At 71.2% G+C, this 23,604-nt stretch carries 22 protein-coding genes; 13 read left to right on the top strand and 9 right to left on the bottom strand.

What is annotated here, in order from left to right; all coding sequences use genetic code 11:
- Window positions 1–44 precede the first annotated feature (44 nt).
- Genes G3I56_RS27515 through G3I56_RS27495 form a run of 5 tightly spaced genes read left to right on the top strand, consistent with a single transcriptional unit; the run spans window position 45 to window position 6,243 of the window.
- Window positions 45–677 (top strand): hypothetical protein, encoded by a 633-nt coding sequence (locus tag G3I56_RS27515; RefSeq protein ID WP_203690785.1) that lies wholly within the window; start codon window positions 45–47, stop codon window positions 675–677.
- Window positions 674–3,478, top strand: a complete 2,805-nt coding sequence (locus G3I56_RS27510) for a putative PEP-binding protein (protein ID WP_239135120.1) — start codon at window positions 674–676, stop codon at window positions 3,476–3,478. Before G3I56_RS27515 ends, G3I56_RS27510 begins: the two co-directional genes overlap by 4 nt.
- Window positions 3,475–4,593: an acyl-CoA dehydrogenase family protein gene (locus tag G3I56_RS27505; RefSeq protein WP_164413441.1), complete on the top strand. Its 1,119-nt coding sequence runs from the start codon at window positions 3,475–3,477 to the stop codon at window positions 4,591–4,593. The genes G3I56_RS27510 and G3I56_RS27505 overlap by 4 nt, the downstream gene beginning before the upstream one ends.
- 28 nt (window positions 4,594–4,621) lie before the next feature.
- Window positions 4,622–5,092, top strand: a complete 471-nt coding sequence (locus G3I56_RS27500) for a zinc ribbon domain-containing protein (protein ID WP_164413439.1) — start codon at window positions 4,622–4,624, stop codon at window positions 5,090–5,092.
- Complete coding sequence (locus G3I56_RS27495) at window positions 5,089–6,243, top strand: thiolase family protein (protein WP_164413437.1); 1,155 nt, start codon at window positions 5,089–5,091, stop codon at window positions 6,241–6,243. Before G3I56_RS27500 ends, G3I56_RS27495 begins: the two co-directional genes overlap by 4 nt.
- Here the strand turns inward: G3I56_RS27495 and G3I56_RS27490 are convergent.
- Window positions 6,215–6,910, bottom strand: a complete 696-nt coding sequence (locus tag G3I56_RS27490) for a TetR/AcrR family transcriptional regulator (protein ID WP_164413435.1) — start codon at window positions 6,908–6,910, stop codon at window positions 6,215–6,217. The genes G3I56_RS27495 and G3I56_RS27490 overlap by 29 nt on opposite strands.
- A gap of 140 nt (window positions 6,911–7,050) precedes the next feature.
- Between G3I56_RS27490 and G3I56_RS27485 the strand changes: the two genes are divergently transcribed.
- Window positions 7,051–7,656 carry a TetR/AcrR family transcriptional regulator gene (locus G3I56_RS27485; protein WP_164413433.1) on the top strand — a complete coding sequence of 202 codons (606 nt, stop codon included), beginning with the start codon at window positions 7,051–7,053 and terminating at the stop codon, window positions 7,654–7,656.
- Between the two features lie 53 nt (window positions 7,657–7,709).
- Here the strand turns inward: G3I56_RS27485 and G3I56_RS27480 are convergent, their stop codons facing one another.
- From G3I56_RS27480 to G3I56_RS27465, 4 genes are all read right to left on the bottom strand, one after another.
- Window positions 7,710–9,254 (bottom strand): 2-oxo acid dehydrogenase subunit E2, encoded by a 1,545-nt coding sequence (locus G3I56_RS27480; protein WP_343240064.1) that lies wholly within the window; start codon window positions 9,252–9,254, stop codon window positions 7,710–7,712.
- 5 nt (window positions 9,255–9,259) lie between these two features.
- Window positions 9,260–10,282, bottom strand: coding sequence for an alpha-ketoacid dehydrogenase subunit beta (locus G3I56_RS27475; protein WP_164413428.1), 1,023 nt, complete (start codon window positions 10,280–10,282; stop codon window positions 9,260–9,262).
- A gap of 5 nt (window positions 10,283–10,287) precedes the next feature.
- Window positions 10,288–11,340: a thiamine pyrophosphate-dependent dehydrogenase E1 component subunit alpha gene (locus tag G3I56_RS27470; RefSeq protein ID WP_239135119.1), complete on the bottom strand. Its 1,053-nt coding sequence runs from the start codon at window positions 11,338–11,340 to the stop codon at window positions 10,288–10,290.
- Between the two features lie 96 nt (window positions 11,341–11,436).
- Window positions 11,437–11,904, bottom strand: a complete 468-nt coding sequence (locus tag G3I56_RS27465) for a VOC family protein (RefSeq protein WP_239135118.1) — start codon at window positions 11,902–11,904, stop codon at window positions 11,437–11,439.
- A gap of 155 nt (window positions 11,905–12,059) precedes the next feature.
- Between G3I56_RS27465 and G3I56_RS27460 the strand changes: the two genes are divergently transcribed.
- From G3I56_RS27460 to G3I56_RS27445, 4 genes are all read left to right on the top strand, one after another.
- Entirely contained in the window at window positions 12,060–13,367 is a 1,308-nt protein-coding gene (locus G3I56_RS27460) for an aromatic ring-hydroxylating dioxygenase subunit alpha (RefSeq protein WP_164413426.1), read from the top strand.
- Window positions 13,364–14,188 carry an SDR family NAD(P)-dependent oxidoreductase gene (locus tag G3I56_RS27455; protein ID WP_343240063.1) on the top strand — a complete coding sequence of 275 codons (825 nt, stop codon included), beginning with the start codon at window positions 13,364–13,366 and terminating at the stop codon, window positions 14,186–14,188. The genes G3I56_RS27460 and G3I56_RS27455 overlap by 4 nt, the downstream gene beginning before the upstream one ends.
- A gap of 55 nt (window positions 14,189–14,243) precedes the next feature.
- The gene (locus tag G3I56_RS27450) at window positions 14,244–15,980 is read left to right on the top strand and encodes a PEP-utilizing enzyme (RefSeq protein ID WP_164413425.1); all 1,737 of its coding nucleotides are present in this window, start codon (window positions 14,244–14,246) and stop codon (window positions 15,978–15,980) included.
- Window positions 15,981–16,060: 80 nt separating this feature from the next.
- On the top strand, window positions 16,061–16,375 hold the full coding sequence (locus tag G3I56_RS27445; RefSeq protein ID WP_164413423.1) for a putative quinol monooxygenase: 315 nt from the start codon (window positions 16,061–16,063) through the stop codon (window positions 16,373–16,375).
- A gap of 45 nt (window positions 16,376–16,420) precedes the next feature.
- On the opposite strand, the gene G3I56_RS27440 is transcribed toward G3I56_RS27445, so the two are convergent.
- Genes G3I56_RS27440 through G3I56_RS27425 form a run of 4 tightly spaced genes read right to left on the bottom strand, consistent with a single transcriptional unit; the run spans window position 16,421 to window position 19,409 of the window.
- Window positions 16,421–17,461 (bottom strand): NADP-dependent oxidoreductase, encoded by a 1,041-nt coding sequence (locus G3I56_RS27440; RefSeq protein WP_164413421.1) that lies wholly within the window; start codon window positions 17,459–17,461, stop codon window positions 16,421–16,423.
- A gap of 4 nt (window positions 17,462–17,465) precedes the next feature.
- Entirely contained in the window at window positions 17,466–17,681 is a 216-nt protein-coding gene (locus G3I56_RS27435; RefSeq protein WP_164413419.1) for a transposase, read from the bottom strand.
- Between the two features lie 7 nt (window positions 17,682–17,688).
- Window positions 17,689–18,015: a 2Fe-2S iron-sulfur cluster-binding protein gene (locus G3I56_RS27430; protein ID WP_229695357.1), complete on the bottom strand. Its 327-nt coding sequence runs from the start codon at window positions 18,013–18,015 to the stop codon at window positions 17,689–17,691.
- Entirely contained in the window at window positions 18,000–19,409 is a 1,410-nt protein-coding gene (locus G3I56_RS27425) for an aromatic ring-hydroxylating dioxygenase subunit alpha (RefSeq protein WP_164413417.1), read from the bottom strand. Before G3I56_RS27425 ends, G3I56_RS27430 begins: the two co-directional genes overlap by 16 nt.
- A 374-nt stretch (window positions 19,410–19,783) precedes the next feature.
- On the opposite strand from G3I56_RS27425, the gene G3I56_RS27420 reads away from it, so the two are divergent.
- Genes G3I56_RS27420 through G3I56_RS27410 form a run of 3 tightly spaced genes read left to right on the top strand, consistent with a single transcriptional unit; the run spans window position 19,784 to window position 23,603 of the window.
- On the top strand, window positions 19,784–20,926 hold the full coding sequence (locus G3I56_RS27420) for a substrate-binding domain-containing protein (RefSeq protein WP_164413415.1): 1,143 nt from the start codon (window positions 19,784–19,786) through the stop codon (window positions 20,924–20,926).
- Window positions 20,923–22,452: a sugar ABC transporter ATP-binding protein gene (locus tag G3I56_RS27415; protein ID WP_203690782.1), complete on the top strand. Its 1,530-nt coding sequence runs from the start codon at window positions 20,923–20,925 to the stop codon at window positions 22,450–22,452. The genes G3I56_RS27420 and G3I56_RS27415 overlap by 4 nt, the downstream gene beginning before the upstream one ends.
- Window positions 22,453–22,505: 53 nt before the next feature.
- The gene (locus tag G3I56_RS27410; RefSeq protein ID WP_164413411.1) at window positions 22,506–23,603 is read left to right on the top strand and encodes an ABC transporter permease; all 1,098 of its coding nucleotides are present in this window, start codon (window positions 22,506–22,508) and stop codon (window positions 23,601–23,603) included.
- Window position 23,604: the final 1 nt, after the last annotated feature.

The raw sequence follows: 23,604 nt of genomic DNA, 5'->3' as shown, positions 1-23,604 counted from the left end.
GGCGTAACCTCCGGGCAACACAGAACCGAGCAAAAGGTGTGGCGATGCAATCTGCTGCCGTGGACCTTCCGGACGCTTCCGACGAGCCCCTCACCGAAGCCGTCGTCGACCTCGTTCTGCGGGGTATGTGGCGTGGCCGGCCGGAGTCCGAGCACCGCCCGTTGGTCGACGCCGGGCTGGCGATGGTGAAGGGGCCGGTGGTGCTGCCGACCGAGCGCGCCAAGGCCGCCGCCGCGCAGCTCCTTCGGGTTCCCGACGGCTCCGAGCAGGAGGAGCGGATCCTGGCGGCGTACGAGGCGTTCCTGCCGGTCAACCGGAAGATCCGCGATGTGTGCACGGCATGGCAGTGCCGTCCCGACGGCTCCGCCAACGACCATTCCGACGACGTCTACGACGCCGGGGTGCGCGAGTCGCTGGAGGACGTGCACGAGGCGATCCAGCCCGTGCTCCGCCGACTGGACCCGGTGCTCGCGGGCAGTGGGCAGTACCTGACGGCCCTGGAGGAGGCCCTCGACCGCTTCGACGACGGCGCGCCCGCCTGGCTGGCCTCGCCGCTGTGCGACTCGTACCACACCGTGTGGATGCGGCTGCACCAGGAGCTGCTGCTCGTGCTGGGAATCAGCCGGGCCGACGACGAAGCCCGCGAAGAGGCGCTGGTCGCGGGGAGCCGGGGTTGAGCGTCACCGACCGCGAGGCGGACCCGCTCGCACACCCCGGAGCTCCCCTCGCGCCCTCCGCCACCTCCGGGACGCTCGGCACCTCCGCGGCCTCCGGTGCTCCCGGCTCCCCTGGCGCCACCGGGACCTCGGGAACCTCAGCAGCCCCCGGGACTCCCGCAGCCCCCGCGACTTCCAGCACCCCCCGCACCTCCGGGACCGCCGGCTCGCCCGACACCTTCGGGACGCCCCGCGCTCTCGGGGCCCCAGCACCTTCCACGCCCCCCGGCCGCACCCTGGTGCCGTACGGACAGGGACGGATCCGGGGGCTCGACGCCGACGAGCTTGGTGCGCACGGCGCCGCGATGGACCGGCTGGTGGCCCTCGGGCTGCCGGTGGTGCCGGGACTCACCGTGCCCGCGGGCGCCGCCGCGTCGCTGTGCGAGACCGGCAGCGCCGAAGCCGCCGTGGCCCTGGTCGAACAGCTTGCGGGACGGCGCATCGGGGACGCGGCCCGGCCGCTGCTGCTGCGTCTGTCGGCGAGCGCGCCCACCGACATCGCCGGACTCCCGCCCGACCTGGCCTGTCTCGGCATCGCCCCCGACCGCGCCGACGACCTGTGCGCCGTCATCGGGCGTTCGGACGCGCTGTACGAGGTGTGGGCCGCCACCGTGCGCATGATCGCCGAGTACGCCCTCGCCGTGCCCGGCGCGGTGCTCGACGACGCTCTCCTGGACGCACCCGAGCCACGGGCACGGGTCGAGGTGCTGCTGTCCCTGGTGGCGGAACACGGCTCCCGCCCCTTTCCCGACGACCCGGCGCAGCAGCTCGCGCTGGCCGCCCGCGCTCTCCTCGGCCGGTGGGACTCGCCGCGTGCGAGGAGATCCCGCCGATCCCAGCGGCTGCCCGCCGAGCTGCCGATCGCCCTGCATGTGCAGGCTCTGCGTATCGGCCCGGCGGACCACTCGGGCTACGGCACGGCCGTCAGCCGCGACCCCGAGACCGGGCGCCTGTCCCCGCAGGGCTCCTTCTTCCGGGGTGTGCGCCGCAGCGCCCCGTCGCCGCACACAGGTGAACCGCTGGACCGGCTCGCGAGTGGCACCGCTCTGCTGGAGCACTCCCTGCTCACTTTGGAGCGGCATCTGCGCGCGCCGGTGTCGGTCGACTTCGAGGTGCGCGACGATGAGATCTCGCTGCTGGCCGCCTCCGCGCAGCTCCGCCCGCCGCTACGGGCCTCGGTGTGTCTGGCCGCGGACCTCGCCCGGGACGGGGCGATCGGCCCCGAGGAGGCTGTCCGCCGGATCACTCCCGCGCAGGTGCAGGAGCTGCTGCACCCCCAGCTCCGGCTGACCGGCGGGGAGGAGCTCCTGGTGAAGGGGCTGCCCGCTTCCCCGGGGGCAGCGACCGGAGCGGTCGTGCTGTCCAGTGAACGTGCCCTGGAACTGGCCGCCGACGGTACGCGGGTCGTGCTCGTGGCCGCCGAGACGACTCCGGCGGACGTCCCCGGGATGCTGGCCTCCGTCGCCGTCCTGACCGGCAGCGGTGGCATCGCCTCGCATGCCGCCGTGGTTGCCCGGGGTGCCGGCAAGCCCGCCGTGTGCGGAGCCGAAGGGCTGCGCGTGGATCTGGCCTCCGGGACGGTCCGCTTCGGGGAGCGAGTGGTGCGCGAGGGCGACCCGGTCTCGCTGGACGGCCGTACCGGCGCCGTCTACGCGGGGACCCTGAGCGTCAGCGTGGCCGGACCGCCGCCCGAACTGTCCACCCTGCTGGAGTGGGCGGACGACACACGCCGACTTGGCGTACGCGTCAACGCCGACACGGCCGCCGAGGTGGAGACGGCCCTCGCCCTGGGCGCGGAGGGTGTCGGGCTGTGCCGTACGGAACACCAGTTCCTCGGCGAGCGGCTGCCGCTGATCCGCCGGGTGCTCCTGGCCGCCGACCCGACCGCCCGCGACGAGGCGCTCTCGGCACTCGAACACGCCCAGTACGAGGACTTCCGCGCGCTGCTGACCGCCGTGGGGAACCGCCCGGTGACCGTGCGCCTGCTGGACGCCCCGCTGCACGAGTTCCTGCCCGCCCCCGGGCAGGCCCTGGACGCGGCCGAGGAACAGCGGGCCGACGCGCTGCGCGAGGCGAACCCGATGCTCGGGCTGCGCGGGGTACGGCTGGCGCTGCTGCACGAGCGGCTCTACCCGGCGCAGGCCGAGGCGCTCTTCACCGCCTGGGCCGAGGTCGCCGCCACCGGGATCCGGCCGGAGCTGGAGGTGATGATCCCGCTGGTCAGCCTCCCGGAGGAACTGGCTACCGCAGCCGCTTACGTACGCGGTGCCGCCGACGCGGTCGCCGCCCGCACCGGGGTGGAGGTCCCGTACCGGCTCGGCACGATGATCGAGACCCCGCGGGCCGCGCTGCTGGCCGGTGAACTCGCCGGGCACGCCGATTTCTTCTCCTTCGGCACCAACGACCTCACCCAGCTCACCTACGGGTTCTCCCGGGACGACGTCGAGCGCCAGGTGCTCGCCAACTACCAGGAGCGCGGGTTCCTCACCGCCAGCCCGTTCGCGCGGCTCGACCCGCACGGGGTGGGCGCCCTGATCCGCCTGGCGGCCGAGCGAGCGCGGGAGGTACGGCCCGGCATCAAGTTGGGCGTGTGCGGTGAGCACGGCGGGGACCCGGAGTCGATCGCGTTCTGCGACGGCCTCGGCCTCGACTACGTCTCCTGTTCCGCACACCGCGTGCCGGTGGCCCGCATGGCAGCCGCGCACAGCGCCCTGCGGGAGCGGGAGCGGGAGCAGTACGACGAGAGCGGGAGCGCACGATGACGAGCACCGTCACCGACGGCACGGCCCTGTCGGACACCGAGCTGGACGACCTGCGCGAGACCGTACGGTCGGTGTGCGCGGACGCCGGCGGCACCACCGCCGTACGGCGGCTGTCCGAGGAGGCACCCGGTATCGACGCCGACCTGTGGGTCGCCCTCGGCCGGCAGGTCGGCCTCGCGGCCCTGGGCCTGCCCGAGTCGGCGGGAGGCATCGGCGGCCTCGCCGAGATCGCCGTCGTCTGTGAGGAGCTGGGCAGGACACTGGCACCCGTACCGCTGCTGTCCTCCACCGTGCTGGCCGGTCAGGTACTGGCGGGCTGCGGTACGGCCGACAAGGCGCTGGCCAAGCTCGCCGAAGGCACCGTGCACGCCCTTGCGGTGGTCGCGCCCGACGGGACATGGCGGTCCGACGCCGTGCCGGTGGGCGTCTCCTGGCAGGGCAGCGTCCCGCTCCTGGACGGCACCGCGCCGTTCGTCCTCGACGGCGCCGACGCCGAGGCGCTGGTGGTGGCCGCGGCCGGGACCGACGGTGTGGATCTCTTCCTGGCCGACCCGCGCGAGCCGGGGGTCACCGTGCGCCGGGTGCCCACCCTGGACCTCAGCCGGGGTCAGGCGGTGGTCACCTTCTCCGGTGCCCGGGTCCGGGCGCTGACCGCGGGCGGCGAGGGTGCGGACATCGTCTCCCACGCCCTGGACGTGGCCCTGGTGGCGCTTGCCGCCGAGCAACTGGGCGGCGCACAGGCCGCGTTGGACATGACGGTGGCCCATGTGCGCGACCGTACCCAGTTCGGCCGGGCGATCGGCGGCTTCCAGGCGGTCAAGCACGCCTGCGCCGACATGTTGCTCCAGGTCGAGGCGGCGCGGTCGGCCGTGGTGCGCGCGGTCAGGGCCGACGGCTCGCCGCAGGCGCTGGCCGAGGCGGCGGCGGTGGCACAGGCGTGGTGCGGCGAGGCGTTCGTCTCCGTCGCCGCCGAGTGCGTGCAGTTCCACGGCGGGATGGGCTTCACCTGGGAGCACGACGCACATCTGTACTTCCGGCGCGCCCAGTCCGACGCGGTGCTGCTGGGCGGCGCCGCACACCATCGGGAACGGCTGGCCGGCCTGCTGGACTGGTGACGTGGAGGAAAGGAAGGAGGGACGGAACATGACCACCAGACTCATCGACGAGTCGCTGTTCGAGAACCCGAAGAGCCCGGAGAACCCGAAGAACCTGGAGAACCCGGCGTTCGACGACAGGGATGCACCACGTCTCGCGGGCGCCCGCTGCTCCGCATGCGGCACTGTCGTCTTCCCCCGGCAGGAGTCGTGCCCCAGGTGCTCGGCCGGGGCGATGTCCACACACGTACTGCCGGTGAGCGGGCGCGTGTGGTCGTGGACGCGCCAGGCGTTCGCGCCGAAACCGCCGTACCGGCCGCCGGCCGAAGGCCATCGGCCGTACCACGTGGGCTATGTGGATCTCGGTGAGGTGCTGGTCGAGGCACTGTTGGAGGTTTCCCGCGCGGAGATCCGGATCGGTCTGCCGGTCCGGCTGACCACGGTGCCCGCGTACCGGGACGAGGACGGAACCGAGGTGGTGACCTTCGGGTTCCGCCCGGAGCGGGACGGGGAGCGATGAGCCGGCACGACGACGTGTATGTGGTCGGATGCGGGATGCATCCCTTCGGCCGCGACGAGAGCGTCACCGGAATGGACATGGCCGAGCGTGCGGTACGCGAGGCGCTGGCCGACGCCGGTGTCGGCTGGGAGGACGTCGGCTACGCGGCCGGCGGCTCCGACGTGTCCGGCAAGCCCGACACACTGGTGGGCCGCCTGGGCCTGACCGGCGTGCCGTTCGTCAACGTGCAGAACGGCTGCGCCACCGGTGCCTCGACCGTGCTGGCGGTGGCCAACGCGCTGCGCGCGGGCGAGGCGTCCCTGGGGCTGGCGGTGGGGTTCGACAAGCACGAGCGGGGCGCGTTCCACGTCTCCGCGGCCCGCTACGGCCTGGGCGAGTGGTACGCCGAGACCGGCATGATGCTCACCACCCAGTTCTTCGCGCTGAAGACCCAGCGGTATCTGTACGAGCACGGGATCTCGGAACGCGCACTGGCGATGGTCGCCGCGCGCGCCTTCCGCAACGGCTCGCACCACCCCCTGGCCTGGCGGCGCAAGGAGCTGACGGAACAGGAGATCCTCGACTCCCCCGAGGTCAGTCCCCCGCTCACCCAGTACATGTTCTGCTCGCCCGGACAGGGCGCGGCGGCCTTGGTGCTGGCACTCGGCGACCGCGCGTTCGACCTGTGCGAACGACCGGTCAAACTCGCCTCGTTGGCCTTCCGGACCCGGCGGTTCGGTTCGTTCGAGGTGTTCTCGCCCTGGCTGCCGCCGGGACCGCACCACAGCCCGAGCATCGACGCCGCCGAGGCCGCCTTCCGTACGGCGGGGGTGCGGCCCGCCGACGTACAAGTGGCCCAGTTGCAGGACACCGACAGCGGCTCGGAGCTGATCCACCTGGCGGAGACCGGGCTGTGCGGCCACGGCGAGCAGGAGGAGCTGCTGGCCGCCGGGGTCACCGATCCCACGGGCCGGATCCCGGTCAACACCGACGGCGGCTGTCTGGCCGGCGGTGAGCCCGTCGGCGCCTCCGGGCTCCGCCAGTTCCACGAGGTCGTACGGCAGTTGCAGGGCCGCGCGCCCGGTGTGCAGGTGCCGGGCGCTCCCCGGGTGGGCTTCACCCATGTGTACGGGGCACCGGGGATCAGCGCGTGCTCGGTTCTGACGGTGTGAGACGGGGCGCGACCGGCTGCTGCGTCGACTGCGGCTGCTCGGTGGCGACGATGCGCAGTGCCAGCGCCCTGACCGCCTCCAGGACGGACCGGGAGGGCAGTTGGGACAGCGGTCCTCCCTCCGCTCGCAGCGCGGTGACGAGCATGGTCGTACTGATCAGCGTGCGCACCGCGAGCGCCTGGGCCGCGTGCCGGGCCTTCGCCGCCCGGGGGCTGCGCGTGGTGCCCTCGGGCAGATAGTCGTAGCCACGCTGGATGTGCCGCTGTTCGAACTCGTCCCGCAGCACCTTGACGTTGCCGCTGGCTGAGGCCATCTGGACCTGGTAGAGCCGGGCCTCGTCAGGATTGCGCTCGACCCATTCCCACACGGCGTCGATGACACGGACCAGGCCCTCCGCGTCACCCGGCTCGGACTCCGGACGGGCCGCTTCCACGACCGCGTTCAGCTGGTCGAAGACCCGGCGCATGGCGAGTTCGAGGAGTTCGTCCTTGCCGTCGAAGTGGTAGTAGACGGCCGTGGGCACCACCTGGGCCTCGTCTGCGATGTCCTGGATGCTGGTCTCCGCGAAGCCGTTGCGGCCGAACACCCGCACGGCGGCGGTGATGATGTGCTGGCGCCGCGAGGGTCGGTGGGCGGGCTGCTTGCCGTTCTTCGTGGTGGCCATCATGCTCCCTGCCGGCTGCCGTGACCCCACGTCCGTGGGCGCTGCGTACTGACCAGTGTATCCAGTAAGTCCTATGGGTCGTCCGCATAATTCCTGCTGCTCATTGGCCTCTGGCGTCCCGAGGTCCCGGCATACTTGACAGCATGACGACATCCGGAACGCGCGCCGCTCACCGCCCCTCGCGCAAGCAGTGGGTGATCGAGGCGGCCACGGAGTTGTTCGCCACGCAGTCGCCGGACGAGGTGACGGTGGCCGACATCGCCGCTCGGGCCGAGATGACCTCGGCGGCGGTGTACTACCACTTCTCCTCCAAGGACCAGGTCCTAGCGGCGGCCATGCGGGCGTTCGCCGCCGCGCTGCGCGAGCAGTTGCAGGCGATCACGGAGGCCCACGAACCCGGCTCGGACATCGGCGCGTCCGTCACCACGCTGCTGGCCTGGATGGGCGAGTACCGGTCCGCCGCCACCGTGTTCTTCGTGTCGTCGGCCGGCATGAGCCAGGACGCGGAGGCGCTCCGCCAGGAGAGCCGTACAGAGTTGCTGGAGGAGCTGGTACGGCTGATCCGCAAGGCCCGCACGTCCGTCACCGACGCCGAGGCGGCGGTGATCGGCCTGGGCCTGCTGGCGCTGCTGGAGACCGCGGCGATCTCGCAGGTCCGGGGTGACGACGTGTACCGGTCGCTGGGACACCGTTCCTTCGTCCGCGAGGTCGGCGATCTCGCGGAGCGGATCACCGACCCGGCCACCTAGGCCTCACGGGCTGCGGATACTTCGAATACTTCGAATACTCAAGACACTGCGGCTCACACCAGCAGGCGGAGGGGCCTGCTCAGCAACTCGCCGACCGTGCGCAGGTATTCGGCGGCGGGTGCACCGTCGACGGCACGGTGGTCGAAGGTGAGGCTCAGGGTGAGCACCCGCGTCCTCAGCGGCCTGTCGTCCACCCACTCGACACCGTCCCTGAGCCTGCCCACCCCGAGGATCCCGACATTGCCGGGATTGATCACAGGGGTGAAGAAGTCGACGCCGTAGCCGCCGAGCGAGGTGACGGTGAAAGTGGCCCCTTCCAGTTGGGCGGGGGAGATCCGCCCCTCGCGGGCGGCCTGGGCCAGAGTCTTCGACCGGCGGGCGATCTCGGGCAGCGGCAGCGTCACCGCGTCCTCGATCACGGGGACCATGAGGCCGCCCGGAACGGCCACGGCGAAGCCTAGGTGGATGCCGTCGAGCAGATGGACGCCGTCCTCCCGCACCGTCGCGTTGAGCAGCGGGTGCTCGCGCAGGGCGAGGGCGGCGGCCTTGAGCAGGAAGTCGTTGAGGCTGGGCACCGGCAGTTCGCTGTCGGCCCACTCCTCCTTGAGACGGTCCCGCAGGGACACCACGGCGTCCATCCGCACCTCGTAGCCGTGCGTCAGCTGAGCCATCTCCTGGAGGCTGGCGTGCATCCTGCGGGCGATGGTGCCGCGCATCCCGGTGAGCGGGAGGACGTCGCCGGGCTGCGGAGCCGCCGCGGTACGGCGGGCGGGCGCCGGGGTGACGGCGTCGAGGTCGGACCGGCGGATCCGGCCGCCGGGCCCGGTGCCGTTCACCTCGGAGAGGTCGATGTCCCGTTCCTTCGCCAGCTTGCGGACCAGCGGCGAGGAAGGGGTGCCGCCCGGCAGGACCGGAGCGACGACGTCGGCGGGGAGCGCCGCGAGGAACTCCTCCACGTCCTCGGAGACGATCCGGCCACCCGGCCCCGTGCCGCGTACGGCGGTGAGCTCGATGTCGGCGGCCCCGGCGACGCGCCGGGCGTTCGGCGAGGACAGCAGCCGGTGACCGTTGCCCTTGGCGGAGGGCGCCGCGGTGGCAGCGCCGGTCCGGGAAGCCACACCCGTGCTCGTGAGGGGCGACGGGGCGCCCGTACCCACAGCGCCGCCGGCGGCAGGAACGGCGGTCGCAACCCCGCCGCCCCCGTCCGGGGCAGGCGCGGCCGTCGTACCCGCACCGCCGACGCGGGCGGGCGGCGCGCCCAGGCCCACGGGGCCGCCGTTCAGGGCGGAACCTGCGACCGGGTCCGCGCTGGACCCGGACCCGGCGGGCATCGGCGTACCCCCCGGGTCCGGTGGCTGCTCGCCCTCGGCGAGCAGCCAGCCGATGAGTGCCCCGGCCGGCAGGGTGGCGCCCGCCGGGACCACAGGATGGAACAGTCCCCCGGCCTCCGCCTCGACATCCACGTCGACCTTGTCGGTGGCCAGCCGCAGCAGCGCGTCGCCCTCGGCGACGACCGTGCCGGTGGGCACCAGCCATTCGTCGATCGTGCCTTCCTGCATGGTCAGGCCGATCTTCGGCAGCAGAACCTCGACCGCCACGTCCGTCACGACCTTTCGAGGAGACGCCGGCAGCCCTGAGCGATACGGGCGCGATCGGGCACGTACGCCTTCTCCAGGACCGGGGAGAAGGGGACCGGTGAGAAGGGGGCGCCGATACGCAGGACCGGCGCGTCCAGGTAGTCGAAGACCACGTCCTGGATCTGGGCGGCGATCTCCGCCCCGAGCCCGCCGAAGGTGACGGCCTCGTGCACGACGAGCACCCGGTTGGTGCGGCGGACGGAGGCGAACATCGTCTCGGTGTCCAGCGGCTGCACGGTCCGGGGGTCGATCACCTCTATCTCCACGCCTTCGGCGGCGAGCTCGTCGGCCGCCGCGAGGGCCTCCCCCACCATGCGGCCGAGGGCGATCACGGTGACGTCGGAGCCCTGCCGCGCGGTGTGCGCCTGTCCCAGCGGGATGCCGTAGATCTCCTCGGGCACCTCACCGGTGCTGCCGAGCAGGACCTTGTTGAGCATCACGACGACCGGGTTGTCGTCCCGGATGGCCGAGACGGTCAGGCCCTTGGCGGTGTACGCGTCGCTCGGCATCACCACCTTGAGGCCGGGCACATGGGCCAGCCAGGCCTCCAGGCTCTGACTGTGCTGGGCCGCCGCGCCGAGGCCGGCCCCGGAGGCGGTGGTGATGGTGAGCGGCACGGACAGCGCGCCGCCGAACATGTACTTCATCTTGGCCGCCTGGTTGACGATCTGGTCCAGACAGACGCCGATGAAGTCCATGAACATCAGGTCGACGACGGGCCGCAGCCCCCGGGCGGCGGCTCCCACACCGAGACCGACCAGGGCGGCTTCGGAGATCGGGGTGTCGATCATGCGGCGGGGCCCGAACTCGTCGAGCAGGTTGTCGAACATGCGGAACACTCCGCCGTATCCGGCGACGTCCTCGCCTGCGACGAACACGTTCTCGTCCTCGCGCATGGCCTGCGCGAGGCCCTCGTTGAAGGCCTTGACGTAGGTGAGTTTGCGCGTGGCGACGGCCGGCGCTTCGTCGGTGGTGGTCGTAACGGTCATGGCGGTCATCCCGAGTAGACGTTGAGCAGCAGGTCGGCGGGGTCGGGCAGCGGGCTCGCCTCGGCGTACGCGACGGCTTCCGCGATCTCGTCGCGGGTGCGCTGCCATACGTCGTCCAGCTCCGCGCGGGTCGCGGTGCCGTCGGCGACCGCACGGGCCTCGATCAGGTCGATGGGGTCGCGGGTCCTCCACTCGGCGACCTCCTCGTCCGAGCGGTAGGGGTGCCGCAGACCCTTGACGCCCTGGTGGTCGAAGAAGCGGTAGGTCTTGGCCTCGATCATCATCGGGCCCTCGCCGCGCCGGGCCCGTTCGACGGCCTCGACGGCGGCTCGGTGGACGGCGACCGCGTCCATGCCGTCGACGATCACGCTGGGCATGCCGTATGCGGCGGCCCGGTCGGCGACGTCGGTGAGCAGCATGTGCCCGGACTGCGGGGTGAACTCGGCGTAGCCGTTGTTCTCGCAGACGAAGACCACGGGCAGGCCCAGGATCGCGGCCATGTTGGCGCCCTCGTGCCAGGCGCCGATGTTGGTGGCGCCGTCACCGAAGAAGGTCACGGCGACGTTGTCCTCGCCCTTGTAGCGGGCGGCGAAGGCGGCGCCCACGGCGATCGGGACACCGGCTCCGACGATGCCGTTGGCACCGAGCATGCCGCGGGTGAGGTCGTTGATGTGCATGCTGCCGCCGCGGCCGAGGCAGGCGCCGGTGACCCGGCCGTACAGCTCCGCGTACATCTCGCGGAAGCCGACACCCTTGGCCACGGCGTGTCCGTGGCCACGGTGGGTGGAGGTGATCTGGTCGTCGTCGCGCAGGGCTGTCATCACTCCGGCGGCCACGGCTTCCTGGCCGACATAGAGGTGCAGGAATCCGGGCAGCTTGCCCGCCTCCATGAGTTTGCCCGCCTCGGTCTCGAACAGCCGGATGCGCACCATGCGCTCGTGCAGGTCCTTGATGACCCGCGGGCTGATCTGTTCGTTGACCGGCGGGTTCACCTGCGGGGTTACCTGCGGGTTGACCTGCGGGGATTTCTTTGACGCCGTCGACGCTCGTTGAGCCATCGTCCGCCCCTTCGTCCGAGGGAGGTTGCCAAGCAATCGGACTTACTTGTGCTGGTCTACAGTAACCAGCTTGGGGCACCTTACTGAACAGCGTCTCTAATTACTACGCCCAGGACCAGGGTTGCCGCCCCGCGCGTCCACCAACTCCACGACATTGCCCTCCGGATCAGCCCAGAAGCTGATCCGCCGGCCGTGCGCGAGGACGACGACCGGGTCCGACAGAGGCCGGGCACCCGCGGCCCGCAGCGCAGCCACCACCGGGTCCAAGTCGTCCAGATGGAAGGTGAGATACGCCAGCCCCGGACGCCCGGCCGACAAGGGCGGCGCATACGCTGAGACCGGGACCGATGCCTGGTCCGACCGGGGAAGGATCAACTTGACGCACCCCCCGGACGGCACCCTCAGCCAGACCACCAGGAGCTCGCCGCCGAGCCCGGCCGGACCGCCGATCGACTCCGGCACGCGTGAGCGGCGCTCGACCCGACAGCCGATCACCTCGCAGTAGAAGCGCTCCATCGGCCGCACATCCCGTACCACCACTCCCACCTCGAACGGCAGGGTCATGACCATCACACCCACCCCCATGGAACACCGGGCGACGACTTCGACACTTTCTATTGACAGAGCACACTAAGTCCTGTTGTCGTTTCGGACACAACCCAGCCGTCGCATTCCGAAGCCGGTCACCGGCTCGCGGCTGGAAGGATTGTGAGGACATCGTGGTCCAGACCAGTTCGCCGGAGATTCGGGAACCAGGTACTGAGCTCAGGTCGCCGGCCTCGGCACCGTCTGCTGCCCCGACCCCCGAATACTCGTCGTGGATCAGCCAGGACCGGTCCACCGACGCGGCGTCCGAGACGATGCGGCGGGAGGCCGCCGAGCTCGTCGAGCGGGTGATGGCGCACTACCTCGCCAACACCACGCACGAGGCGGACGGCCAGTGGACGGAACCCGTGGCCAACTACCTCGACGCCGACCGCTGGCAGCGCGAGACGGACGCCGTGCACCGGAGCGTCCCCCTTCCGCTCGCCATGTCGGCCGAGCTGCCCGGGCCGAACACCTACAAGGCGATCGACGTGCTCGGCATCCCCGTGCTGATCACCCGCGACCGGCAGGGCACCGTGCACGCGATGATCAACGCGTGCCGGCACCGGGGAGCCAAGCTCCTCGAACCCGGCTGCGGGGTCTCGAAGCGGATCACCTGCCCGTACCACTCCTGGTCCTACGACCTGGCCGGGGAGCTGCGGGGCGTGTACGCCGAGAAGACCTTCGGCGAGGTTCCGCGCGAGGGCCGCAGCCTCGTCCGGCTCCCGGCCGGGGAACGCGCGGGCATCGTCTTCGTCTCACTGGACCCGGCGGCCGAACCCGACCTGGACGACTGGCTGGGCGATCTGCTGCCGCTGCTCGAGGGCCTCCGGCTGGCGGAGTGCCACCACTATTCCACCAGCGCCCTGACCAGTCCCAACTGGAAGGTCACCCTCGACGGGTATCTGGAGACGTACCACTTCGCCTCGCTGCACCCGAAGACGGTGTTCGAGACGAACCTCTCCAACATGATGGCCCACGACACCTGGGGCCCCCACCAGCGCATCGCGCCCGCCCTGCGCCCCATCGCGCAGGCGGTCGACCTGCCGCCGGACCAGCGGGACCCCGGGGAGTGTGTCGGCCCCATCTACTGGCTCTTCCCGGGCCTCGCGATCGCCGGCGGCTGGCGCCAGAAGATCGCCGTGTCCCTGGTGCTCCCCCGGACGGCGACCGAGTCGGTGACCCAGCAGATCATCCTGCTGCGGGAACCGGCGGTCACCGACGAGGAACGCCAGGTCGCCGACAGGTTCGGCGAGTGGTTCCACGAGGTGGTCCGTGACGAGGACTACGCGACCACCTACGGAGTCCAGCAGGGCCTGAAGGCCCTGGCCGGGACCGATTTCGTCTTCGGACGCAACGAGCCCGGACTCCAGCACCTGCACCGCACCATTCACCAGCACCTGGACAGTGGCGTCACAGCAGCCCCCAGAGCCGCCAGGTGAGCAACCAACAAGACTCGCGGGAGAACACCATGGTGGCTACGGGCAGCCTCGACGGACGTGTCGCGGTGATCACGGGCAGCACGCGCAGTATCGGCCGCGCCATCGCCGAGGCCTTCCTGACCGACGGCGCGACGGTCGTGGTCAGCGGCCGCAGCGAGGTCAAGGGCAAGCAGGCCCTGGAGGAGATGGGCGCCGGGGACCGGGCCGTCTTCCACCCCTGCGACGCGAACAGCCAGGAGGACATCGAGGGCCTCGCCGACTTCGCCGCCGAGCGCTTCGGCAGGCTCGACATCTGGGTCAACAACGTGGGCGGCAGCTCCGGCTTCGCCCCGATCCACCAGCTCAGCGACGAGGCGTGGCACGACGCCCTCAACCTGAACATCAACGGCTACTTCTACGGCACCCGCCGGGCACTGCCGAAGATGCTGGAGGGCGGCTGGGGCCGCATCATCAACATCTCGTCGGTGGAGGGCAAACAGGCCAACAAGCCCGCGATCAGCCACTACATCACCAACAAGCACGCCATCCACGGCCTGACCAAGGCGACCGCCTTCGAGTACGGCACCCAGGGCATCACCTGCAACGCCATCTGCCCCGGCGCCGTCGACACCGACCTCATGCGGGCCGCGGGCCCCGCCGCGGCGGAGGCCGAGGGCATCTCGTACGAGGAGTGGCTGGGCCGGTTCGCCGAGCATGCCGCCACCAAGCAGATCACCACGGTGGAGCAGGTCGCGGCGGTCGCCTCGCTGCTCGCGAGCGAGGCGGGCTCGGGTATCACCGGCACGCTGATCAGCGTCGACGGCGGTACGGCACAGTGGTAGGCGGGGCAGCGGCAGACGGGCCAGGCGCGGGTACGGACGGCGGGAGACCTCGGTCATGAAGAGCTGGATCACGGACTGGCAGCGCAGTGAGCGGCTGCCGCACTACACCCGGGCCAACGCGGGCGAGACCCTGCCGGACCCCGCCAGCCCGCTGGGCTGGACGCTGGTCTGGGGGCGCGGCCTGCAGGGCTGGCGCAACGGCTTCGTCGGGTTCGGCATCTACCGCGAGGAGGAGGTGGCCGGCCCACGGCCGCCGTTCGTCGGCATGTTCGGCGGCCACTTCTATCTGAACCTGTCCCACATGCGGCTGTTCGGCATCCGCATGGGCCAGACGGCGGACCAGATCGACGCGGCCTTCGTCGGTCAGCGCTCCGACACACCGGTGTACGTGGCGCACCCTGACGACCAGGACGAGGAGCTGACCGGCAAGGCGGGCGCGACGCTCGGGCGGATGCTCGGCCAGGCCGGCTTCCCGGAGGCCGACGCGGACCGGGTCCGGTTGCGCGCCCTGCGCCACTCGCGCCCCGACCTGACAGCGCTGTCCGACGCCGAACTGGTGGCGTACGCAAGGTCGTTGCTGGACGAGGTCGAGACGACCTTCCAGCGGCACGTCGAGTCGTCACTGCCCGCGTCCGTCGGACCGGCGATCCTGGGCCCGCTGTGCGCGAGCGTGGACCGCCCCGGCGCCATGCTCGACCTGATCGGCGGTCTCGGCGACGTCGACTCCGCCTCGCCCTCGACGGGGCTGTGGACGCTGTCCCGCCAGGTGTCGGCCTCGGCCGAGCTGACCGCGCTGTTCGACCGTGGCACGGCCGCGGTGGAGGAGGCGCTCGACGCCGCGACCGGGGACCTGAAGGCGTTCCGTGATTCCTTCGAGGAGTTCCTCGCGGAGTCCGGCGACCGCGGCCCCAACGAGTGGGACATCCACGCGCTGTCCTGGGAGGCGGCGCCCGTCCAGGCGCTGGCCCTGGTCGACCGGATCCGGCACAGCGCCGACGACGACTCCCCGGCCGCCCGCCGGACACGGCTGACCGAGGGGCGCGAGCGGACGGCGCGGGAGATCCGGGCCGCGCTGCCCGAGGAGACGCAGCCCATGTTCGACGCCGGCATGCACGCCTCCCAGGTGTGGATCCCGGCCCGCGAGCGCACCAAGGCGAACTGCGTCACCGTCGTCAACGAGATCCGCATGGCCGTACGGGAACTCGGTCGCCGCGGGGTCGAGGCGGGGCTCTTCGCCCGGCCCGAGGACGTGATGATGCTGCTGGACACCGAACTCGACGACTATGTCGCCGCCCCGGAGTCCTTCGGTCCCGTCATCGCACAGCGGCTCGAGGAGTACGCGGGCCTGTACGAGCTGGAGCCGCCGTTCTTCGTCGCCGAGGACGCGCAGACCGAGGTCGACACCTGGCCGCGCCGCGCCGAGGAACGCACCCCGGCGGCCGTCGAGGGCGATGTGCTCGGCGGTGTGGGCGGCAGCCACGGCACGTACACCGGCAGGGTGCGGGTGGTCACCGACCCGGCCTCGTGCGAGGCGCTGGAGCCCGGCGAGGTGCTGGTCGCGCCGATCACGGACGCGGCCTGGACCCCGCTGTTCCTGGTCGCCGGCGCGGCCGTCGTGGATGTGGGCGCGCTCAACAGCCATGCCGTGGTGGTCTGCCGTGAGCTGGGCATCCCGGCCGTGATCTCCGTCGAGAGCGGGACGCGACGGCTGCGGGACGGCATGGTGATCACGGTCGACGGCGAGCGGGGCACGGTCACCGTGGACAGTGTCCCGGTGCCGCTCGGCAGCTGAGTACTCCGCGGGCCCGTCGCTGCTTTCCCCGTCAGCGGCGGGTCCGCGGTCACGATCGCGAGAGGAAACGCGTGACTCCCATGGCTGAGGAAATCATCGTCGCCGGCTGGATGGACTACGAGCCCGGCGACCGCGACACGATGCTGGGGCATCTCGTCGCACTGGGGCACCGTACCCGCGAGGAGGAGCCGGGCTGTCTCGACTACGCCATGACGGCGGACCCCGGCGACGAGCGGCGTATCAGGGTGTATGAGCGGTGGGTCTCGCAACTGGCCCTCGACGAGCACTTCGGCACCCCGCACATGAAGGAGTTCAGGGCGGCGTCGGCCGGGCTGACCCGGGTGGGCGTCTCGTTGGAGGTCCACACGGTCGCCGAGTCCCGGCCCATGCGCTGAAACGGCTGAAGCGGCGCCCCCGATGGGGGCGCCGCTTCAGCCGTTTCAGTCCGCCAACCGCACCAGCATCTTGCCGACGTTGCCCCCGCCGAGGAGGGACAGCAGCGCCCCCGCCGCGTTCTCCAGGCCGTCAACGACCGTCTCGCGCGCGGTGATCCGGCCCTCGGCGAGCCAGCCCGCGACCCGTTGCTCGAACTCCGGCCGCAGGTCGTCATGGTCGCGGACGATGAAGCCGCGCAGGGTGAGCCGCTTGAGGACCGCCTGGATCAACTGGTTGATGTCGGCGGACCGTTGGCCGGCCGGTCGGTCACCGCCGAACTGCGACATCATGCCGCACAGGGCGACCCGGCCACCCGTGCGCAGCGCGTGCAGGGCGGCGGCGAGCTGCTCACCGCCGACGTTGTCGAAGTACACGTCGATGCCGTCGGGCGCCAGTCGGGCCAGCGCGTCACGCACCGGCTCGGCACGGTAGTCGGCGGCGGCGTCGTAGCCGAACTCCTTCACCAGCAGGGCGCACTTGTCGGGCCCTCCGGCGGTCCCGACGACGCGTTCCGCACCCAGCAGCCGCGCGAACTGGCCGGCGGCGGTGCCAACGGCGCCTGCCGCCGCCGAGACGAGCACGGTGTCGCCGGGGCGCAGCTCCGCGATCCGGGTCAGACCCACGTAGGCGGTGAACCCGGTCTGCCCGAGCAGCCCCAACCAGGTGGGCAGCGGGGCGAGTCGGGGGTCGATGCGCCCCGCGCCGTCGGTGTCCGCCGCGTCCAGCACGGCCCGCTGCCGCCAGCCGAGCTGGTGGCGTACGTAGGTGCCTGGCGGCACTGCGGCGCAGCGGCTCTCCTCCACGACGCCGAGGGCGCGGCCGTCGAGCGGCGAGCCCGGGGTGAAGTTGTGCGTGTAGTGCTTCTCGGTGCTCTCCAGGCGCCCGCGCATGGACGGGTCGACACTCATGTAGAGGTTGCGCACCAGCAACTGCCCCTCGCCCAGGGGTGGCAGGGGTCGTTCCTCGACGGCGAAGTCGGTGGTGAGGGGTTCTCCGGCGGGCCGGCGCACCAGACAGACCACCCGGGTCGTACGAGGCCGCGTCACGGGATCACTGCTCCGGCTGCGGGGGCGTACGCCGCTGGGCGAGGCGGCCGACCCAGCCGGCCATCTGGAGGTCGGCGTGGCGCAGTTCGCCCGACTGCCACCGGGCCTGGAAGTCGAAGACGCCCTGCGCCCCGGTCCCGGGGTCGGTCACCTCGACCAGTCCGTCCTCGGTGAGCCGGTACACATGCCCGGTGAGCGGGTGGATCACTTGCTTGGGCACGGGGGCCTCACTCCTGCACTCGGCGGCGTACGCCGCGCTTGGTCACGGTCACCGGGCCCTCGACCCTGAGCCGGCAGGCGAGCCGGGTCAGGCCGTCCACCGGCCTGCGCAGGGCCTCGATGCCCTCGCGTTCCAGCGGGCCCACCGGGGAACAGTTCTCGGCGCCCTCCTCCACCTGGACGAAGCAGGTACGGCAGGTGCCCTTGCCGCCGCAGACGGTGGGCCAGCGGTAGCCGAGCCGTTGGGCGGCGGTGAACAGGTCCTCTCCGTCGAGGACTTCGAGCTCCTCGCCCAGGGGCCTGACCGCCACCCGGTGGGTCACTTGTCCATCCACTGGTCGAGCGTCCGGTTGAAGTGGCGGATGCGGCTCTCCTGGTAGTTGGCCAGTGTGATGCCGGGCTTGCGCATCGCCTTCAGACCCTGCTGGACGTAGGGCAGGTTCTCGCAGTCCTGGTCGAAGACCGGCCCGAGCACGCCGAGTTCGGGGATGTCGGCGAAGAGCATGTCCTCCGGTACCCAGCGGATCTTCGCCGGAGGCGGCGTCTCGCCGGGCTGCTTCGGGGACGACATGAAGATGATCTCGGCGGTGCAGGAGTCGGGGTCGAGGCCGTTGGGCTTGAACCGGTAGATGATGTTCGACTTCGCGCCGCCCCAGGGGTTGAAGTTGGGGAACAGCAAGTAGTTGATGGCGTCCATCAGTTCGGTGTCCGGAGTCGTCGAGAAGTCCTGCGTCGAGGTGGCCGCCAGTTGTGCGCGCATCCGCTCGGCGAGGACCTGGCGGGCGGTGCCGCCGGGCGGGACCGCCGGCAGTTCCTCGCCCTCCTGCATCACCAGGTCGCGGCCCTGGGCGGCGGCGTAGAACGCGCGTGAGTCGTAGAAGGTCTCCAGGACGTCCTGCTCCGTGACGGATTCCGCCACGTGCGGGCTGGGCGCGCCCTGGATGTTGATCATCCGGTTCCAGTTCGGCTGGTCCGCCATGACGTCGTACTGCGAGTTGGCGTCGGCGAGCCACGGCAGCATCTGCGGGTGGGTGGCGATCACATGGAAGGACTCGATGAAAGCGTCCTGCGCGACCTTCCAGTTGCAGGGCAGCACCTTGGCGATGTGCAGCGACTTGTAGCGGTTCTCCAGCGGCCAGATGTAGTACTCGTCGAAGGTGCCGCGGTAGCTGTCGAAGGACTCGGCGTACGGGTCCATGTTGATGAAGACGAACCCGCGCCAAGTGGCCACCTGGGCCTCGGGGAGGGCGAACTTCTCCGGGGTGACGTGCGGGAAGTCCCAGGCGCAGGGCGGGGTCTGCATCGTGCCGTCGAGGTTCCAGGCGAAGCCGTGGAACGAGCAGCGGAACTCGCCGACGTTGCCGCCGCTCGTACGCAGTTTGCGGCCCCGGTGCAGACAGACGTTGACGTAGGCCCGGATCTCGTCGGGGGCCGTGCGGACGACGATCAGGGAGTCGTCACCGATCTCGTAGACCTCGTGGTCGCCGACCTCGGGTATCTCGCTCTCCAGGCAGGCGAACTGCCACACGCGCCGCCAGACCTGCCGCATCTCGCGTTCGGCCCACTCCCGGGACGTGAAGCGGGCGGTGTCGATGTCCTCGCTGCCCAGGTGGTCGTTCCGCTCGAACCGCAGGGCGGGGGGAACGGGGCGGCTGTCCTGGTCGAGGTAGTCCTGGACGGTGGGCCCGGGGCACCGTGCGGTGGCCGGCTCCGATGTTGCGTCCATCATCTCTCCTCCGGCAGAAACTTTAGAGTGAGTGTAGTTACCAGTCGCGGCCGGGAGCAACACTCCTGCCGGTGACGAAGCCCGCTCCCCCCGAGGTCATGACCAGATTCCAGCGTAATCATGGAATTTCTTGCGGCGACCCTCTCCCCAAGCCCACTGAGGCGTGTCACACTCCGACCCACTTGAGGCTGTAGTGCCTCAAAAGTTTCTCGTCCTGGGACGACCTCTTTCCGTCCCGGCCCAGCCCCGCGGCGTTCCCGCCCGGAGCACCACAGAATCGGTCCGCCTGACCGAGCCGACCGCCGCGAACGCGGAAGCATCGCGGAAGCGACGCGGGTCTCGGCAGCGCAGGCGGCACACCTCGGGAGTACTCAACGATGAGTTCCAGACCCCGCCACGCGGTCCGCCGCGCGCTCACCGCGATCGTCCCTGTCACCTCCCTGCTCACCCTGGCGGCGTGCGGCAGCGGTACCACCCCCGCCGCCGACTCGACGCAGGCGGCGGCGCCGGGCTCCCCCGGCCTGACGGCGGCCCGCGCGGCCCTGGCGACGTTCTCCGAGCGCCCGGCCGCGATCTCCGTGACCCAGCCCGTCGGCAAGCCGATCCCCAAGGGCAAGAAGATCGACTTCATCCTCTGCGGCGTCCAGTCCTGCAAGGATCTCGCCGACTTCTTCACCGAGGCAGCCGGGGAACTCGGCTGGCAGGTGAAGCAGATCGCCACCCAGGGCACCCCGGAGTCCGTCCAGGCCGCCTACGAACAGGCCCTGCGCGACAAGCCGGACGCCGTCATCGCCTCCGGCTTCCCGCGTGCCGTCTACGCCAAGCAACTGGAGCAGCTGAAGGCCGCCGACATCCCCGTCATCCAGTCGAACGCCGACGACGTGGTCGGCGACGGCATCTCGCTGCTGAAGAACGGACCGGACGACGTCGGCATCCAGGGCCAGATGCTCGCTTCATGGGTGGTGTCGAACAGCGGCGCCAAGGCGGACACCGTGTACTTCGATCTGCCGGCGTACACGATCCTCAAACCCGTCAAGGACGCCTTCGCGGCCAAGTACAAGGAGTGGTGCACCGGTTGTGGGCTGGACAACGTGGACGTGCCGATCACCTCGGTGGGCAAGGACATGCCGGACCGGGTGGTGTCGTACCTCCGCTCGCACCCGAAGGTGACCCATGTCGTCTTCTCGCTGGGTCTGCTCAACGTGGGCGTGCCGGCCGCGCTGAAGACCGCCGGTGTCACCGGTAAGCGCATCGTCGTCAACGTCGGGGACGCACAGAACTACCAGTACATCCAGGGCGGTCTCACCGACGGCGCGATGGCGCTGAACTCGCACGAGACGGCGTGGCTCCAGGCCGACGCGCTGGCCCGGCACTTCACCGGCCAGTCCATGGACGTGGACCAGCAGGCGGCCCTGCCCAACCTGCTCGTCACCAAGGACAACCTGCCCTCGGCCGACGGCGACTTCCCGATCGTCGAGGACTACCAGAAGCAGTTCAAGGCGCTGTGGGGACTGAGTTGACCGGGACCGTGCGGACCGGTCCGGTGCTGCGGGTGGCCGCCCTGTCGAAGAGATTCGGCGGCACCCAGGCCCTCGACGACGTCGACCTCGAGGTCGCGCCCGGCGAGATCCATGCCCTGATCGGGCCCAACGGCTCCGGCAAGTCCACCCTGATCAAGATCCTCGCCGGCTACCACCACGCGGAGCCGGGCGCGGTGGCCGAACTCGACGGCGAGCCCTTCGACCTCGGCCAGGTCACGGCCTCCCGTCACGACCGGCTCCGCTTCGTCCACCAGGAGCTGGGCTTGGTGGGCGAGTTGAGTGCCATCGACAACCTCGCCCTCAGTCACGGCTTCGCCCGCACGGCGCTGGGCAACATCCGCTGGCCCGAGATGGAGAAACGGACGCGCGCCCTCGTCGAGCGGTTCGGCCTCGGCATCGACGTACGCCGGCCCCTGTCGATGGCTACTCCCGTCCAGCGCACGGTGGTGGCCATCGCCGCCGCGCTCCAGGGCTGGGAGGGCCGGCGCGGTGTCCTCGTGCTCGACGAGCCGACCGCCGTACTGCCCCCCGGTGAGGTGGCCCGGCTGTTCGACATCGTGCGGGAGGTCCGCGACGCCGGGGCCGGCGTGCTGTACGTCTCGCACCGGATGGACGAGATCTTCGCGCTCGCCGACCGGGTCACCGTGATCCGCGGCGGGCGCCGGATCGCCACCCGCCCGGTCTCCGAACTCACTCCGCGCACGCTGGCGGAGCTGATGGCGGGCGAGGAGATGGAGACCGACCACCGTCCGGCGCCTCCTTCGGGTGTCGCCGCCGAACCCGTACTGGAGGTCCGCGACCTGTGGGCCGGTCCGCTGCGGGGCGTCGGCTTCGATCTGGCCAGGGGTGAGCGCCTCGGCATCACGGGCCTGGTCGGCTCTGGCCACGAGATCGTGCCGTACGCGGTGTGCGGCGCCCACTCCGGGCGGGTCAGCGGCAGGCTGCGGCTGCCGGAACGCTCGGAGCGGTGGACCGAGGCGCGTGACGCCCACGGCCTGGGCCTTCCCCTGGTCCCGGCGGACCGGGCGGGCGAGGGGGTGATCGGCGACTTCTCGGTCGGCGAGAACCTCACCCTGCCGCTCCTCGACCGGCTGCGCGCCCGTTCCGGACGGCTGCGCCGCCGCCGCGAGTCCGCTTTGGCGGAGGACTGGATCCGGCGGGTCGGCGTGCGCACGGCCGGTCGCGGGGCCAGGATCACCACGCTCAGCGGCGGCAACCAGCAGAAGGTCGTCATGGCCCGCTGTCTGGCCCAGCGCCCACCCGTACTGACGCTGTGCGAGCCCACGGCGGGCGTGGACATCGCCACCCGCCTCCAGCTGTACGACCTGATAGAGCGCCAGGCCGACGAGGGCATGGGCGTCATCGTGGCGTCCTCCGACACACAGGACCTGCTCGCGCTGTGCACCCGCGTCCTGGTGGTACGGGACGGCCGGATCGCACGGGAGATCAGCGGCCGGGACATCACCGAGTCGGCCCTCGTGCACGCCATGGAAGGAACCGAGTGACATGCGTACTGGAACGCACCGGCTGACATACGCCCTGGAAGGAACCGGCTGACATGACGTCCACCCCGACCCGGGCGGCGGAGCTCCCGCCGTCCGCTCCGGAGAGCACCGCTGTGCCCATGCCCGAGGCAGTGGTCCGACGGGCGGTGACTGCCCTGTCGTTCCGCAACATCGGCGCCGTGTACGTGTGGCTGGTCATCGTCGTGCTCTTCTCCGTGTGGGCGCCGGACACGTTCCCGACCACCATCACGGTCAAGCAGGTGCTGAACGGCAACGCCGTGGCGGGCCTGGTGGCACTCAGCGTCGTACCGCCGCTGGCCGCACGGGTCTTCGACCTGTCGATCGCCTTCACCATGTCGCTCACCAGCGTGCTGACCGCGCATTTCATGGTCTCCACCGGACTCGGGCCCGGCACGGCCATCGCCCTGGCGATGGCCGCCGCGCTGCTGGTCGGAGTCGTCAACGGAATCGTGGTGGTGGTGCTGCGCGTCGACTCGTTCATCGCCACCCTGGCCACCGGCGCGCTGATCCAGTCCCTGATCACCATGGTCACCAACGACAGCTCGATCACCGGTGTGCAGCTGCTCGCCAAGCCGTTCGCGAGCATCGCCCAGCTGGACGTGGGCGGCGTCACCCTGCCGGTGCTGTATCTGCTGCTCGCCGCCCTCGCCATCTGGTTCCTGCTGGAACACACCGCCACCGGGCGCCGGTTGTACGCGACCGGCTTCAACGCCGACGCGGCCCGGCTGCAGGGCGTGCGCACCGACCGGCTGCGCTTCCTGACCCTGGTGGCCTCCGCGCTGCTCTCCGGTTTCGCCGGCGTCGTCTTCGCGTCCGCGGTCGGCTCCGGTTCACCGACCGCGGGCACCCCGTATCTGCTGTCGGCCTACGCCGCCGCGTTCGTCGGGGCGACCCAGTTGCGCGCGGGCCGCTTCAACGCCTGGGGCACGGTCCTGGCGGTCCTCCTGCTCGGCACGGGCATCACCGGACTCGGCCTCGCCACCAGCGCGCAATGGGCCGCGAGCCTGTTCACCGGCTCTGTCCTCATCGTGGCGCTGGTCCTCACGGGCGGCCGGATCGCCTTGCCGGCGGTGCTGCGCCGCAGGACGGGGACCCGACCGGACACCAGCGCCACCAGTAAGGAGAGTTGAG

This window comes from Streptomyces sp. SID12488 (assembly GCF_010548275.1).
GTDB lineage: Bacteria > Actinomycetota > Actinomycetes > Streptomycetales > Streptomycetaceae > Streptomyces.
The sequence above is the reverse complement of the archived record's forward strand: the minus strand, read 5'-3'. Positions and strand labels throughout refer to the sequence as shown.

Bases quoted from the DNA above. Each gene is read 5' to 3' on its own strand.
- G3I56_RS27470 (WP_239135119.1), bottom strand. From the start codon at position 11,340: ATGGCTCAACGAGCGTCGACGGCGTCAAAGAAATCCCCGCAGGTCAAC.
- G3I56_RS27495 (WP_164413437.1), top strand. From the start codon at position 5,089: ATGAGCCGGCACGACGACGTGTATGTGGTCGGATGCGGGATGCATCCC.
- G3I56_RS27490 (WP_164413435.1), bottom strand. From the start codon at position 6,910: ATGATGGCCACCACGAAGAACGGCAAGCAGCCCGCCCACCGACCCTCG.
- G3I56_RS27505 (WP_164413441.1), top strand. From the start codon at position 3,475: ATGACGAGCACCGTCACCGACGGCACGGCCCTGTCGGACACCGAGCTG.
- G3I56_RS27450 (WP_164413425.1), top strand. From the start codon at position 14,244: ATGAAGAGCTGGATCACGGACTGGCAGCGCAGTGAGCGGCTGCCGCAC.
- G3I56_RS27465 (WP_239135118.1), bottom strand. From the start codon at position 11,904: ATGACCCTGCCGTTCGAGGTGGGAGTGGTGGTACGGGATGTGCGGCCG.
- G3I56_RS27500 (WP_164413439.1), top strand. From the start codon at position 4,622: ATGACCACCAGACTCATCGACGAGTCGCTGTTCGAGAACCCGAAGAGC.
- G3I56_RS27475 (WP_164413428.1), bottom strand. From the start codon at position 10,282: ATGACCGTTACGACCACCACCGACGAAGCGCCGGCCGTCGCCACGCGC.
- G3I56_RS27425 (WP_164413417.1), bottom strand. From the start codon at position 19,409: ATGATGGACGCAACATCGGAGCCGGCCACCGCACGGTGCCCCGGGCCC.
- G3I56_RS27445 (WP_164413423.1), top strand. From the start codon at position 16,061: ATGGCTGAGGAAATCATCGTCGCCGGCTGGATGGACTACGAGCCCGGC.
- G3I56_RS27410 (WP_164413411.1), top strand. From the start codon at position 22,506: ATGACGTCCACCCCGACCCGGGCGGCGGAGCTCCCGCCGTCCGCTCCG.
- G3I56_RS27485 (WP_164413433.1), top strand. From the start codon at position 7,051: ATGACGACATCCGGAACGCGCGCCGCTCACCGCCCCTCGCGCAAGCAG.
- G3I56_RS27420 (WP_164413415.1), top strand. From the start codon at position 19,784: ATGAGTTCCAGACCCCGCCACGCGGTCCGCCGCGCGCTCACCGCGATC.
- G3I56_RS27515 (WP_203690785.1), top strand. From the start codon at position 45: ATGCAATCTGCTGCCGTGGACCTTCCGGACGCTTCCGACGAGCCCCTC.